The organism is Pseudarthrobacter sp. BRE9 (assembly GCF_031844305.1).
Lineage (GTDB): Bacteria > Actinomycetota > Actinomycetes > Actinomycetales > Micrococcaceae > Arthrobacter.
Map to the genome: position 1 here is coordinate 642,246 of NZ_JAUZUY010000001.1, position 12,874 is coordinate 655,119.

The 12,874-nt window shown below is 68.5% G+C and carries 12 protein-coding genes; 7 read left to right on the forward strand and 5 right to left on the reverse strand.

Annotated features, from left to right (window positions below; translation table 11 throughout):
- Nucleotides 1-102 precede the first annotated feature (102 nt).
- Nucleotides 103-1,539, forward strand: coding sequence for a PucR family transcriptional regulator ligand-binding domain-containing protein (locus Q9R31_RS02980; RefSeq protein WP_311261238.1), 1,437 nt, complete (start codon nt 103-105; stop codon nt 1,537-1,539).
- 18 nt (nt 1,540-1,557) lie between these two features.
- Here Q9R31_RS02980 and Q9R31_RS02985 read toward each other — a convergent pair whose 3' ends face one another.
- Nucleotides 1,558-3,228 (reverse strand): CYTH and CHAD domain-containing protein, encoded by a 1,671-nt coding sequence (locus Q9R31_RS02985; protein ID WP_311261239.1) that lies wholly within the window; start codon nt 3,226-3,228, stop codon nt 1,558-1,560.
- Between the two features lie 136 nt (nt 3,229-3,364).
- Between Q9R31_RS02985 and Q9R31_RS02990 the strand changes: the two genes are divergently transcribed.
- Both Q9R31_RS02990 and Q9R31_RS02995 read left to right on the forward strand, forming a co-directional pair.
- On the forward strand, nt 3,365-4,690 hold the full coding sequence (locus Q9R31_RS02990) for an MFS transporter (protein WP_311261240.1): 1,326 nt from the start codon (nt 3,365-3,367) through the stop codon (nt 4,688-4,690).
- A gap of 4 nt (nt 4,691-4,694) precedes the next feature.
- The gene (locus Q9R31_RS02995; protein WP_311261241.1) at nt 4,695-5,375 is read left to right on the forward strand and encodes a FadR/GntR family transcriptional regulator; all 681 of its coding nucleotides are present in this window, start codon (nt 4,695-4,697) and stop codon (nt 5,373-5,375) included.
- Nucleotides 5,376-5,547: 172 nt separating this feature from the next.
- Here Q9R31_RS02995 and Q9R31_RS03000 read toward each other — a convergent pair whose 3' ends face one another.
- Nucleotides 5,548-6,087 (reverse strand): hypothetical protein, encoded by a 540-nt coding sequence (locus Q9R31_RS03000; protein WP_311261242.1) that lies wholly within the window; start codon nt 6,085-6,087, stop codon nt 5,548-5,550.
- A 160-nt stretch (nt 6,088-6,247) separates the two neighbouring features.
- On the opposite strand from Q9R31_RS03000, the gene Q9R31_RS03005 reads away from it, so the two are divergent.
- Genes Q9R31_RS03005 through Q9R31_RS03015 form a run of 3 tightly spaced genes read left to right on the forward strand, consistent with a single transcriptional unit; the run spans nt 6,248 to nt 8,649 of the window.
- Complete coding sequence (locus Q9R31_RS03005; protein WP_311261243.1) at nt 6,248-6,538, forward strand: hypothetical protein; 291 nt, start codon at nt 6,248-6,250, stop codon at nt 6,536-6,538.
- A gap of 3 nt (nt 6,539-6,541) precedes the next feature.
- Nucleotides 6,542-7,369 (forward strand): DUF1206 domain-containing protein, encoded by an 828-nt coding sequence (locus Q9R31_RS03010; protein WP_311261244.1) that lies wholly within the window; start codon nt 6,542-6,544, stop codon nt 7,367-7,369.
- A 29-nt stretch (nt 7,370-7,398) separates the two neighbouring features.
- Complete coding sequence (locus tag Q9R31_RS03015; RefSeq protein WP_311261245.1) at nt 7,399-8,649, forward strand: SRPBCC family protein; 1,251 nt, start codon at nt 7,399-7,401, stop codon at nt 8,647-8,649.
- 130 nt (nt 8,650-8,779) lie between these two features.
- Here Q9R31_RS03015 and Q9R31_RS03020 read toward each other — a convergent pair whose 3' ends face one another.
- From Q9R31_RS03020 to Q9R31_RS03030, 3 genes are all read right to left on the reverse strand, one after another.
- Nucleotides 8,780-10,246 (reverse strand): FAD-dependent oxidoreductase, encoded by a 1,467-nt coding sequence (locus Q9R31_RS03020; protein ID WP_311261246.1) that lies wholly within the window; start codon nt 10,244-10,246, stop codon nt 8,780-8,782.
- 87 nt (nt 10,247-10,333) lie between these two features.
- Nucleotides 10,334-11,596, reverse strand: coding sequence for a uroporphyrinogen-III C-methyltransferase (gene cobA / locus Q9R31_RS03025; RefSeq protein WP_311261247.1), 1,263 nt, complete (start codon nt 11,594-11,596; stop codon nt 10,334-10,336).
- A 94-nt stretch (nt 11,597-11,690) separates the two neighbouring features.
- Nucleotides 11,691-12,308 carry a helix-turn-helix domain-containing protein gene (locus Q9R31_RS03030; protein WP_311261248.1) on the reverse strand — a complete coding sequence of 206 codons (618 nt, stop codon included), beginning with the start codon at nt 12,306-12,308 and terminating at the stop codon, nt 11,691-11,693.
- Nucleotides 12,309-12,373: 65 nt separating this feature from the next.
- Between Q9R31_RS03030 and Q9R31_RS03035 the strand changes: the two genes are divergently transcribed.
- A complete protein-coding gene (locus Q9R31_RS03035) occupies nt 12,374-12,871 on the forward strand; it encodes a cupin domain-containing protein (RefSeq protein ID WP_311261249.1) in 498 nt (165 codons plus the stop codon).
- Nucleotides 12,872-12,874: the final 3 nt, after the last annotated feature.

Sequence of the window (12,874 nt, forward strand, 5' to 3'; positions counted from 1 at the left end):
GCCTTGAGCCTATGCCAGCGCCCAACCCGGGTGAATAGCCACCTGCACACCCTTGCCGAAGGAGTTTAGTGCGGTTGCCCAGCTCACGTTTATCCTTGCTTCATGGCCATTTCCCTTGCTGCCCTGGTGGGCGTCTCCTCCCTGAAGCTGTCCAAGGCGGGGGTGGCGGAGACTACCTGGAACCAGGACATCAACTGGGTGGCCGTCACGGAACTGGAGGATCCGCAGCGGTTCCTCAACGGCGGCGAGCTGGTCCTCACCACCGGCCTGCGGCTGCGTTCGGCCCCCGAGCAGCGCCGGTTTGTCCGCCAGGTGCAGCGGGCCGGCGCGGTGGGCATCGGATTCGGCGTGGGCCTGTCGCATGAGGCGGTTCCGCCCGCCCTCCTGGCCGAGGCCAACCGCTGGGGCCTGCCCGTGGTGGAAGTGCCCTACGAGACCCCGTTCATCGCCATCACCAAGCTGGTGGCAGACGCGCAATCGGCAGACCACTACGCCAAACTGGAGCGGCTGATCGCCGGGCACCAGGTGCTGGCGCGGGCGCTGCTGACCGGCGGCGGGGTGGCCGAGCTGTTGAAGAACCTGGGCGGCATGCTGCGCACGGACATTGCCCTCACCCAATTCACGGCGCAGCTCTACAACAGCAACGCCACCGGCCCGTCGGCGGACACCTGGTCCAGCTATCCCGTCCCCACGGGACGCCGTGATGCGTGCACGCTATGGGTGCGCCAGCCGTTCGAGGACACGGGCATCATCGGCTACGCGCAGAACCTGATCAGCGTGGAGCTGAACAACATGGTCAAGCAGCGGCAGGCCCAGCGCGCCCTGTGCGGCCAGGTGCTGGAGGACGTGATCCACGGTGCGCTGGAGACCAGCGAAGCGCAGCGCCGGCTGGCCGGCGTGGGGGTCAACAGCACCCGCAAGAACGTGGTGCTGCTGGCTGTGTCGGCCGCCCACGGCAAGGCCCTGGGGAGCACCTCCGTACCGCTGGAACTGGAAAAGGCGGTTGCCGCCGTCGTGGGCAAGGACCTGGTGCTGGTGGTCAATGACGACGGCGGGACGGCGCCGGCGCTGGCACGGAAGCTCAGCGACCACCTCGCCGAAGCCGGGATCCACGCCACGATCGGCATCGGCGGGGCGTACACGAAACCGAACGGCCTGCGCTGGAGCTACTTCGAGGCCCGCGACGCCGCCAGCCACGGCCTGCCGGTCAACGAACCGGAGCGGCTCAGCCTGACCTCGCTGCTGCTGGCCAGCGAGGATGTGCCGCTGGCGGACATGGCGCACGAGTCACTGGACCCCCTTCGGTCCTTCGACGCCGCGCACGGCTCGGAGCTGATGGCCACGCTGGAGAGCTACCTGAACAACAACGGTTCCGTGGCCGCGGTGGCGGAGGAACTCACGCTGCACCGCAACACCGTACGGTACCGGCTGGCCCAGATCACCGAACTCACCGGGTACGATCCCGCCGTCACCGCCGACCGGGTGCAGCTGTGGCTCGCCCTGGCGGTGGCCCGGTTGTCGGCACGCCAGGGCAAGTAGCCAGGAAGGGCAGACGGGTCAGATAACGCCGTGGCCCAACAGGTCGCGGGCTTTCTTCCACGCTTTCCGGAAGTCCGCCTGGGCCGCCAGCATCCGTTCTTCCTGCTGACTGCGCAGCTGCGCGTAGATGCCTGCCGTGGCCGCGTCGGTGCCGTCGGCGGCGACACCGGCCAGCAGGTCGCGCGCCACCACGGCGTCCTGGAACCGGCCCAGGATCTTTTGCTGCCGGCGGGCGGCCTTCGCCACCTTGCCCGCCCGTTTGCCGTGCACCAGCGCTGCTGATTCAGCCACATGGCGCAGCCGCTTGGCGTCCTTGCGGACTCGGTGGAGGGCAAGCTCCTGCTCCATCCCGCGCCGCGCCTGCTTGGCAGCCTTGCGCGAGCGGCGCAGCCGTTTGGCTGCCTTGTCCACCGCCTTCGCCGCCGCCCGCCGCCCGGGGACCACCGCTTGGGCGCGCACCGGCGGGTTGTCGCGGAAATCCTCGAGCTTGTCCAGGAGCCGGAAGTAGCGGTCGGTTCCCAGGGCTTCCTGCAGGAGCCTGAACGCGGCGTCGTAATCGCCGCCGGTGCGCTCTTCCAGCCGTGTTGTGGCGGCCGCAACGCCTTCCCCGGCCGGCAGTCCGGCCAGCTGTTCACGGAGCTGCTCCCGCAGGACTTCGGCGTCGCGCGGCTGGCCCAGGAGCTGGCCCAGCCACTTCAGCTCGCTCCGCAGCTTGCGCACCGGTGATGCCCGGTAAAGCCTGCCGTAGGCACCCAGGACCGAACGGATCCGGCGGGCTGCCGAGCGCATGGCGTGGACTGCCCCGGGTTCCTCGCCCCGGACAGCGGCGTCCCTGGCAAGGATCTGCTCGATCTGCCCGCCCACATAAACGGTGACGACGGCGGCTGCCGGGGCGCGCTTCCCGGCCACCAGGGCAGGGCTGCTTTCGGCGGCGGCAGGGCCGCCGGCCTCCCCACTGCCAGCTTCCTGGCCGGCAGTTTCATGACTGGTGGCTTCCTGACCGGCGGATTCCCCACCGGCGCCTGAGCGCTTCGCGGCTGCCTTGCCGGCTCTTTTGTCGTCGCCCAGCGCCCGGGCCAGCTTGGAGGCGTGCCCTGCAGGACGGGCGCCGGCAGCGGCAAGCAGTTCCTCCACCGGCCCAAAGAGGCCGGGATCACCGTGGACCAGTTCCAGCTCCCACTCGCGCCACTGCTGCCGGGTGACGGCGGCTTTATCCCTGTCCTGCAGCCGTTCGGCGGTGACCTGGTCGTCGGCGAGGTCGGCGAGGTGCACGCCGTCGTCCCCGTACAGGGGGTAGGTGGTGCGCCGGGTTTCCAGGCGGACCACCGGCACCGGGACGGCGCCCCTGAGGTAGGCCTGAAGGTGGGTCAGCAGGGCGTCAGGGACGACGTCGGGCCGGCCGAGGGGTGCGTGCAGTTCCGTCCGGTGCTGCGGCCCTTCGCCGGCTGCAGCAGCCTGGGGCGGCAGCTTCAGGTGCCACCCGGCGTCCTTCCCGCCGGTGCGGCGGCGGAGCGTGATGCGGCGGGCGGCGAGGGCATGCCTGGGTGTGTCGAAATACACCGCCTCGAGGAGGTCGGTGTGTGGCTTTCCCGTTCGGGCCACCCCCGCCGCCTGCTCCAATGCCGGCACGGCGGCGCCGGAATCGACGTCGTACTTTTTCTCGATCTCCAGTCCCCGGGAAGCCTCCACAGCCGTCCTTCCGCACCGCCTGGTCAGCGCCAGGCCCTTCGACAGTCCCTTGGCAGTCTATTGCAGGGGCCGCGGCCGGGGAGAGGTTGGCCACAAAAACGCAGACATCAAACGTCTAACCTTTAGGCTGGAAGGTATGCCCGCCACTCCCCCCGCTTCCCCGCCCATTACCCTCCAGGCCCCCGCCGCAGCCCCGAACGCCCAGGCAACCGGCACGGCCCGTGCCAAGCCGCGCTCCGCCGTCGTGTTCGCCGTGGTCGCGCTGGTGCTGATCGGGCTTAACCTTCGAGCGGGTATCACCGGGGCGTCCTCCCTGCTCCACGACCTTCAGTCGGTACTGGGGTACGGGGCGCTGGTGGCGGCCATCATTCCGTCGATCCCCACGCTCTGCTTCGCCCTGGCGGGCGCCGCCACCTCCTGGCTCACCGGCAGGGTCGGGGTGGAGAAAGCGATCCTGCTGTCCCTGGCCCTGCTGGCCGGGGGCCTGCTGCTGCGCGGCATCCCCGCCACCGGCATGCTCGTGGCCGGCAGCGTGGTGGGCATGTCCGGCCTGGCCGTCTGCAATGTGGCCATGCCGTCCTTCATCCGTGAGCACTTCGCCTCCCGGACCTCACTCATGACCGCCGTCTACACAGTGACCATGACCACCGGTGGCACGCTGACCTCCGTCGCAGTGGTGCCGCTGGCCCAGGCCCTGGGGTCTCCTTCCGCCGCGGTCGGTGCCATTGGCATCGCGGCGGTGGCCGCCTTCCTGGGCTTCCTGCCGGTGGCGCTGCACGCGCACCGCAATACCGTCCGGAGCACTGCCGGCCATGTTTCCCCCTGGCCGCTGCTGCGGACCCGTAAAGGCCAGCTCCTCACCGCGATCTTCACGCTGCAGGCCCTTCTCGCGTATGCCCTGCTGAGCTGGTTCCCCTACATGCTCACCACCATGGGCCTGAGCGCCTCGGACAGCGGATTGATGTTCGGGCTCATGCAGCTGGTCTCCGTTCCGGCGGGCATGGTCCTGATTGCCATCGGATCGCGCCCCCGGATGCTGCGTCCGGCGTTCTACCTGGTAAGCATCACCATGGCCGCGGGAATCCTGGCGCTGCTGTTCCTTCCCGTGGCACTGGCGGCAATCCCCGCCGTCCTGCTGGGCTTTGGCCTGGCCATCTTCCCGCTGGTGATGGTCATGATCAGCCGCAGCGGTACCAGCACAGCCGAGACCACCGCGCTGTCCACACTGGCCCAGTCCTCGGGGTACCTGCTGGCCACGGCGGGTCCGTTCGGCATGGGACTGCTGCACAGCGCCACCGGCGGCTGGATCCTGCCGCTGGCGCTGCTGCTGGCCCTGGCCCTGGTGCAGATCGTGGTGTCCCACCTGATTACCGGGCGCGCCATGTCCGGGAAGCCCGCCGCCACTGCTGCGGCCGTTGTTCCGGGCGCTGTTCCGGCCCGGACTCGGGACGGATGGAAGTAGCGCCATGTCCCTGAGCCCGTCAGTCCGTCCTCCGCTTGCCGCCGAAGTCACGGCCAAGCTACGCAACATGGTCCACTCCGGCGAGTGGACCCTGAACCAGCGCATCCCCTCCGAGCCCGAGCTCATGGCCCGGCTCGGTGTCTCCCGCGGAACCCTCCGCGAAGCGGTCAAGGCCCTTGCCCACGGCGGCATGCTGGAGGTCCGGCGCGGCGACGGCACCTACGTGCGCGCCACCAGCGAGATGTCCGGTGCCGCGCAGCGGATGTACCGGGACCACACCCAGCAGCACATCCTGGAGGTCCGGCTGGGCCTGGACACGCAGGCTGCCCGGCTGGCGGCTCGCAATGCAACGGACGACGACGTCACCGCCCTGCGTGCCCTCCTCACCAGCCGGGACCAGGCCTGGAACAAGGGGGACTTCGAGGCCTGGGCGGACGCGGACTGGCACTTCCACGAGGGCATCGCGAGGGCATCCGGCAACCCGCTGCTGCACGAGCTCTACGCCAGCTTCGGAACAGTGTTCCACCAGGATCTCCTCAAGCAGCAGCGCCGGCCCGGCTTCAATGGCCTTCCCCGGGACGGCCACGAGACGCTCCTCGATGCCATCGAACGGCGGGACGAAGACGCTGCCGTCGCCACGGTGAACCGGAACCTGAACTCCTGCGCGGAGTGGCTGGCGGAGTAGCCCCCGCCGGTTTCGACGCGCAAATTCCCTGACGCGCCGTATATATCGGGCGCGGTTTTGATCAGGCGCGTCGGGAAGGAGTCCCCGCGGCGCGGGGCGGTGCGCATAGGGCGCGACGGCGGCCCGGCACTTAGGTGCCGGGCCGCCGTCGTACGCCTTTACTGGCTGGCTGCTACTCCCCGCGGAGGCCCGCAAAGACGTTCTTGGGACGCTGCATCTCGCCGTGCTTGGCGCCGAGGATGATCACCAGGGCTGCGAAGCCGGGGATGGCCCACTGCAGGAGCTTGAGCTGCTGCTGGGCCGCTTTCAGCTCGTCCGAGGCCGCGCCGTGCGGTTCCGTTGCACCCTCGGCGCCTTCCCCGGCAAGCTTCTCCACCTTCTTGCCCAGGATGCCCGAGTACAGGGTCACCGCGGCGCCCGCCACGGTGACGGCCGTCTTGATGACGGTGTCGCGGGCCACGCCCTCCTGCTTGGCGATGCGGCCCTTGTTCTCCCAGGCAATAGCGAGGTCGGCCACCAGGTGGGAGGCGAAGGCCGCAGTCTGGAACGGGGCCCACTTCATCCAGCCGGCGCTGGAAAGCCGGGTGCGCTCGGCGGGGTCCTTGGCCTGTGCCGCTGCACCGTTGAGCCCGATGGCGCCCATCAGGGATCCGCCAAACCATGCTGCTGCTGTCAGGTCGTGAACTGAACGGGCAATGAGATTTCCTGCCATGATGTGCATTCCTAACGTCGTGAACTGGTTCCGGTTTGCGGCTGTGCCGCGGACTTCACTTGCCGTGTCCCATCCAGGTATGGTGCGCCCATGGTAAGCACACTTACTAATATTACGAAAGCCCGCCCCGCGGCCGGGGCAACCGCGTAATATCGTCGCCATGGGAAACACAGGAACTTTGTTCGGCTGGGCCTTCGGCGACCCTGCCCGTGAAAGAGACGGCGGCTACGTGGACGGCCTGCAGCGCGAGGCGCTCAGGAATGCGCGGGAAACCGCGAAGGCCAAAGGCGTGGAGGCTGTGACGGGTTCCGAGGTGTTCACCGTCCTCAGCGCGGATGATTCCCTAGTTGAGCTGGACAACGCCCCCGGCCAGCTGGTGGTCCGCTGCACCGTGCACGTCCAGGGCCCGGGCGCAGAAAAGCTGCGGGCCGAAGGGCCCATGAACGGCTAAGACATGTCCGACGGCGATTCCACCCTCAGCCAGGCAGCGGACGCTGTCGAGGAAGCCTCCAACCACAAGGCCCTGGACGTCCTGGCCCGGACCGGGTTTGCCGTCATGGCCCTGCTCCACGTCATCGTCGGGGCCATCGCCATCGCCATCGCCTTCGGCCATCCAGGCGAAGCCGAGGCCACCGGCGCCATCGCCCAACTGGCTGACAACACGTGGGGACCCTTTGTCATGTGGGCGTGCGTGGCGGCGTGTCTTGGCCTTGCCTTGTGGCAGGCCAGCGAGGCGACGCTGCGCGCCCGAAGCCTGCCCCGCAAGGAACGGCTGGCCAAACTGGTCTCCTCGGGATTCCTGGCCATCGCGTACGGCAGCGTGGGCCTCACCTTCGCGGGCTTCGCCGTGGGACAGCGCAGCGACTCGGGCGAAAACACCCGGGATTTCAGTGCGAGCCTCATGGCCCATCCGCTGGGCCCGTGGGTCCTCGCGGCCCTGGGCCTGACCGTGCTGGGCATCGGCATCTACTTCATGGTCAAAGGGTTCCGGCGCGGCTTCAAGGAGGAGCTGTTCCACTTCGACGGGACCAGGCGCGGCAGGCTCATCGACAGCCTGGGCGTTACCGGCCACGTCGCCAAAGGGATAGCCCTGGACCTCACCGGCCTGTTGTTCGTGATCGCCGCAGCCAAGCACCAGCCCGAGGAATCCACGGGGCTGGACGGCAGCCTCAAGGCCCTGCAGGACCACCCGTTCGGGCCCGCCCTGTTGGTGGCGATCGGCGCCGGCTTCATCGCTTACGGCATCTTCGCCCTGATCAGGGCCCGGTTCGGCCGCATGTAGTCCCCCCGGTTTATGGGTAGGAAGGAAGCATGACCCAGCAGTTCCGCGTTGTTTCCGCCGTCACAGGGAGTGCCGGGCAGGCTTTTGCTGCCCTCTTCCGGCTCCTGAAACTGGCACGCCCTGCCCGGCCTATCCATCCCCAGGGCCTGGGCCTTACCGGAGGCCTCACCAGGACCGGCAACCCCGCCGGACCCAGCGGCATCGACTGGCTCGATTCCGCCGGAACCGACCAGGTGGTGGCCCGCTTTTCACGGTCCGTGGGGCTGCCGCAGGCGGTGCCGGACATCCTGGGCCTGGCCCTCCGGGTTACGCCTTCCGGGGATGCAGGCCCTGCCGCCGCCCCTGATGCCAACCCTGATGCCAACCCCGCCGATGTCCTATTTGCCTCCACCGGTTGGGGATTGCCCGGCCGGTTCCTGCTGATGCCGCGGCTGGATGTCGCGGGAGCCACCCTGACCACGCTGATGCCGTACCGCGGCCGGCGCGGCCCGGTGCTGCTGGGACTGCGGACGCGGAGCCTCCCATCGGGGTCGCTGGCATCGGGCAAATGGGTGCTGGGGCTCTACTGGGCAACGCCGCGCGGCCCGTGGCGGGAGTGCGGGGAACTGCGGCTGCATGCGGGCGCCGACCCGGCGGACATCCCGCTGCGTTTCGACCCCCTCGGGAACCAGCCGCCCGGGGCAGGAACCTACGGCTGGACCCGGCGGCTGCGGAAGCCGTCCTACCGGGCCGCCCAGCGGCCGGCACCTCCCGCCGTCGTCCGTCCCAAGGAACCCGGACGCCCAGCAAAACCCGCCGCCACACACCAGCAAAGCACGACCGGAACCGGAAGGAACCCCATGTCCACCGTCTCGCAGCTGTTCACCTCCCCCGCGGCCGATGTCTGGCGGGTCATCGCCGACGGCTGGCTGTATTCCGGCTGGGTGGTGGGCGCATCCCGGATCAGGGACGTGGACGCTGAATGGCCGCGGCAGGGCGCCCGTCTCCACCACTCCGTGGGCGCCTGGCCGCTGGTGATCGATGACAGCACCCGCGTCACCGCCGTCGAGCCCGGCCGCTCACTGGAACTCGTTGCGCGGGGCTGGCCGATGGGCGAGGCCAAGGTGGAGATCACGCTGGAGAACCGCGGCGACCAATGCCTGGTGACCATCGCCGAGGACGCCATCCGCGGGCCCGGCACGCTGATGCCGAAAGCCCTGCGCGATCCGCTGATTTCGGCGCGGAACAGGGAGACCCTGCGGCGCCTGGAGCTGATGGCCGTTGGTGGCGCTGGTAAATAGGAAACCCGAAGGTTACTAGGAAACCCGAAATAGCGCGGCCGGGTTAACGAACACGTAGAGACGATCACTTAAAGCAGGAACCGCGGGACCAATGGCCCCGCGGTTCCTGCTTTTGCTGTGGTTGGGCCTGCTAGACCTGGGCGGCGACGCCGTCGCGGGAAATGTCCACCATGTCCTCGCGCGGCACCACCTTGATGCGCTCACGCTTGACCTCAACGCCGTGCGAGCCGCCGGCTTCGGTGGCAGCTGCACCCAGCGCGAGTTCGTGCGCGTCCAGCGCCAGCCAGCCTTCCCAGCTGGTGAACTTCACGCCGCGGGCGTCGAGGAGTTCCACCACGGCGTCCTCCTCCGGTGCCGAAGCGACGGGGAGGTTTTCGCGGTCTTCCAGCAGGTAGGTCACGGTTTCCAGGGCGTCACCCTTGGTGTGGCCGATGAGCCCGACCGGGCCGCGCTTGATCCAGCCGGTGGCGTAGATGCCCGGCACGTGCTGGCCGTCGACGTCAAGGACGCGGCCGCCGTCGTTCACGACGACGCCCTTCTTGTGGTCGAACTCCACGTCCGGGAGTGCGGAACCAAAGTAGCCAATGGCGCGGTACACGGCCTGGACCGGGTAGTCCACGTACTCGCCGGTGCCGCGGGCGTTGCCGGTGCCGTCCAGTTCGGTGCGCTCGAACTTGATGCCGGCCACCTTGCCCGGCGTCTCGGCGTCGTCATAAATCTCCACCGGGCTGTGCAGGAAGTGCAGGTGCAGGCGGCGGGAAGCCTTGAGCTCGGAGAGGTCCTCGGGCTGCTCGGCGATCCAGTTGGTAAGCGTGCCCACCATGGTCTTGGTCTGGTTGTTCGTCTGGATCTGGCGGTCTGATTCCTCGTCGAACTCGAAGTCCTCCGGGTACAGGATGATGTCCACGTCCTTGGAGTGGGACAGCTCGCGCAGCTCCAGCGGGGTGAACTTCACCTGGGCGGGACCGCGGCGGCCGAAGACGTGCACGTCGGTGACGGGCGAGGCCTTCAGTCCGGCGTAGACGTTGTCCGGGATCTCGGTGGTGAGGAGGTCGTCGGCGTGCTTGGACAGCACGCGGGCCACGTCCAGAGCCACGTTGCCGTTGCCGATGACCGCGATTTCCTTGGCCTCCAGCGGCCATTCGCGCGGGACGTCGGGGTGTCCGTCGTACCAGGAGACGAAGTCGGCGCCGCCGAACGAGCCCTCCAGTTCGATGCCCGGGATGTTCAGGTCCGCATCCTTGATGGCGCCGGTGGCGAAGATGACGGCGTCATAGTGGGTGCGGAGGTCCTCGATGGTGAGGTCGGTGCCGTAGTCCACGTTGCCGAAGAAGCGGATGTCACCGCGGTCCAGCACCTTGTGCAGCGCGTTGACGATGCCCTTGATGCGCGGGTGGTCCGGGGCCACGCCGTAGCGGATCAGGCCGTAGGGTGCCGGGTAGCGGTCAAAAAGGTCGATGCTGACGGTCAGCTCGCCGCTTTTGACGGCTTCGCTCTTGGTGAGGATGTCCGCGGCGTAGACACCGGCCGGGCCGGAGCCCACGACGGCGACGCGCAGCGGACGCGCAGCTGTTCCTACGGGAGTGCTGGATGACACGGCTGTGTTCCTTTTCTTCTGCATCGATTGCTCCATAGATGCCGTTTTGAACAGTCATAACGGCAGTTATGGAGCAGTCGATGGGTTTCAGGTGGTGAGGACGGTCTTGCGGGGGCTGTTCGGGGTGGTGGTGCTGTAGTCAGCGGTTTTGAAGTGCGACGGCGCGAACGGGCTCACGCGCACCACGTCACCGATGACAATTACGGCAGGATTTGCGACGCCGGCCGCCTGTGCCTGGTCGGCGATGGAACCGAGCGTGCCAATCGTCACGCGCTGGTCCGGCAAATAGCCGTTTTCCACGATACCAACAGGCGTGTCCTGCGGCAGGCCGGCTTCGCCCAGCGCGGACGCGGATTCGCGCAACTGGCCCACGCCCATGAGCAGGACGATGGTGTGGTCCGGGCGGGCGGGAACCTCGGAGAGTTCCTCGTGGCCGGTGACCACGCTGAAGCCCTTGGCCAGGCCGCGGTGGGTGACGGGAATGCCTGCCGCTGCCGGAACGGAGATCGCGGAGGTGACGCCGGAGACCACTTCGACCTCGACCCCGTGCTGGCGGCAGTATTCGGCTTCCTCGCCGCCGCGGCCCAGCACGTACGGGTCGCCACCCTTGAGCCGGACCACGCGGTGGCCTTTCAGGGCTTCCTCGACGAGGATCCGGTTGATCTCCGCCTGCGGGACCGGGTGGTGGCCGGGGGTCTTGCCGACTTCGATGATCCGGACGTCCGGGGCGAGTTCGTTCAGGAGTCCGCGCGGGCCCAGGCGGTCGGCGACGACGACGTCGGCCTGGCCCAGGAGCCGGCGGCCGCGGACCGTGATGAGGCCGGTGTCGCCCGGACCGCCGCCGACCAGTGCCACGGTTCCCTGGTGGGCGCGGCGCCGGCGGAGTGGAAGGTCGCCGGTTTCGAGGGCGGTGGCGACGGCGTCCCGGACGGCCATGGCGCGGCGCGGGTCTCCCCCGGCGTTGACGGCGATCTTGACGTCGTCGACTTCGGCGACGGCGGGGGTCCAGGCGGCGGAAGCTTCATGGTTGGAGGCGTTGACGCACCAGACCCGCTGCGCCTCGGCGTCGGCCGACACCTGGGCGTCCACGGCGGAATCGCCGGTGGCGGTCTGGACGAACCACACGCCGTCGACATCGCTGGAAAGGTAGGGGCGTGCTTCCCAGGTGAGCAGGCCGGCGTCGGCCATCTCCAGCAGCGCGGGCGAGGCAACCGGAGCCACGACGGTGACCACGGCACCGGCGTCGAGCAGCCCCTTGGCGCGGCGGGCAGCAACGGGGCCGCCGCCCACCACCAGCACCGGGCGGCCGAGCAGCCGCAGCGCCGTGGGGTAAATGTCCTGAATTGCCATGAATCAACGGTAGGGCCGCGTCACATTCGCCAACAAAGGCCGAGCAATACCAGTTCACGCAAGGTAACGCGGCGTCACATAGTGCTGTGGGCGGTCAAGCCCACAGGCCCTCCGCCTGCGCCTTTGCCAGCAAAGCGTTCGCAGTCCACCGCATCGACTCGATCGCCTCCTCCCGACCCAACCCGCCCACGTCCGTGAGCCAGACCAGGGCTTCAATGCCGATGGCACTGCGGATGGCCAGCACCAGTTTGTGGATCTGCTCATCGGTCAGTTCCCCCCGCACCGGCATGAGCGCCTCCGTTAGCCAGCCAATGGCGCGTCCTTGGCGCAGCGGCAGGCTCCGCTCGGGACCGTCTGCGGACTCAAGCGACAAGCGCAGCATGGTCCGCTGCTGCGCCTCGGTTTCCAGGATCATGCGGGTGAACTCCACCACCACCGCATCGAGCCGCCCGGCCGCGTCCAGGGGCGGAGTGTCCGGCAGCATCGAGGTCCGCGCAGTCTCGGGGTGCGCCGCGGCGAGCAGTTCCCGCTGGCCTGGGAAATAGCGGTACGCAGTACTCCGGGCAACTCCGGCTGCCTGCGCGGTCTCGTCCACCGTGGGCGTCCTGCCGGCGGCAACAAGGGTCCTGGCCGCCGCCACGAGCGCATCCATTGTCCGGCGCTTCTGGCTGCTGCGCCCGCTGTCCGCATAGGGTCTTGACACGTCCTTCATGGTACATCAGTCTTGTTATGGGACATACGTCCCATAAAGTTTCCCAAGGCATCGAGGCGAGCAGCATGGAAACGAAAAATGCGTCATCATCCCTGGTCCGCCAGCCCGGCGAAGGACCACGACGCTGGTTCTACGGCGGCGGAGTGCATACCTGGAAGGCCAGGGAGGAGGAGACGGCCGGCGCGTTCCTGCTCTTCGAGGACGAGATGGCCTTGAACAAGGTCACCCCGCTCCACACCCACCCGGATTCGGATGAAACCCTCTACGTTTTGTCCGGCGCGATCCTGGTGAACCTGGACGGCACGGAGCACCGCATTCCCGCCGGCGGCCTGGCCATGGCACCACGCGGCCTTCCCCACGCCTTCAAGGTTTTGCAGGAGGGCACGCGGATCCTTTGCCTGCAGACACCCGGCAGCGCCCAGTCCTTCTACGACGGCGCCAGCGAACCACTGGCCGATTCTAATGCCCCGAACGGTTCAGGCCTGGTGGACTTCGGCCGGATTAGGGCATCCGGCGAGGCCCACGGCGGGATCGAGATTATTGGACCGCCGCCCTTCGCGTAGCCC

Bases quoted from the DNA above. Each gene is read 5' to 3' on its own strand.
- Q9R31_RS02980 (WP_311261238.1), top strand. From the start codon at position 103: ATGGCCATTTCCCTTGCTGCCCTGGTGGGCGTCTCCTCCCTGAAGCTG.
- Q9R31_RS02990 (WP_311261240.1), top strand. From the start codon at position 3,365: ATGCCCGCCACTCCCCCCGCTTCCCCGCCCATTACCCTCCAGGCCCCC.
- Q9R31_RS02995 (WP_311261241.1), top strand. From the start codon at position 4,695: ATGTCCCTGAGCCCGTCAGTCCGTCCTCCGCTTGCCGCCGAAGTCACG.
- Q9R31_RS03000 (WP_311261242.1), bottom strand. From the start codon at position 6,087: ATGGCAGGAAATCTCATTGCCCGTTCAGTTCACGACCTGACAGCAGCA.
- Q9R31_RS03005 (WP_311261243.1), top strand. From the start codon at position 6,248: ATGGGAAACACAGGAACTTTGTTCGGCTGGGCCTTCGGCGACCCTGCC.
- Q9R31_RS03010 (WP_311261244.1), top strand. From the start codon at position 6,542: ATGTCCGACGGCGATTCCACCCTCAGCCAGGCAGCGGACGCTGTCGAG.
- Q9R31_RS03015 (WP_311261245.1), top strand. From the start codon at position 7,399: ATGACCCAGCAGTTCCGCGTTGTTTCCGCCGTCACAGGGAGTGCCGGG.
- cobA (WP_311261247.1), bottom strand. From the start codon at position 11,596: ATGGCAATTCAGGACATTTACCCCACGGCGCTGCGGCTGCTCGGCCGC.
- Q9R31_RS03030 (WP_311261248.1), bottom strand. From the start codon at position 12,308: ATGAAGGACGTGTCAAGACCCTATGCGGACAGCGGGCGCAGCAGCCAG.
- Q9R31_RS03035 (WP_311261249.1), top strand. From the start codon at position 12,374: ATGGAAACGAAAAATGCGTCATCATCCCTGGTCCGCCAGCCCGGCGAA.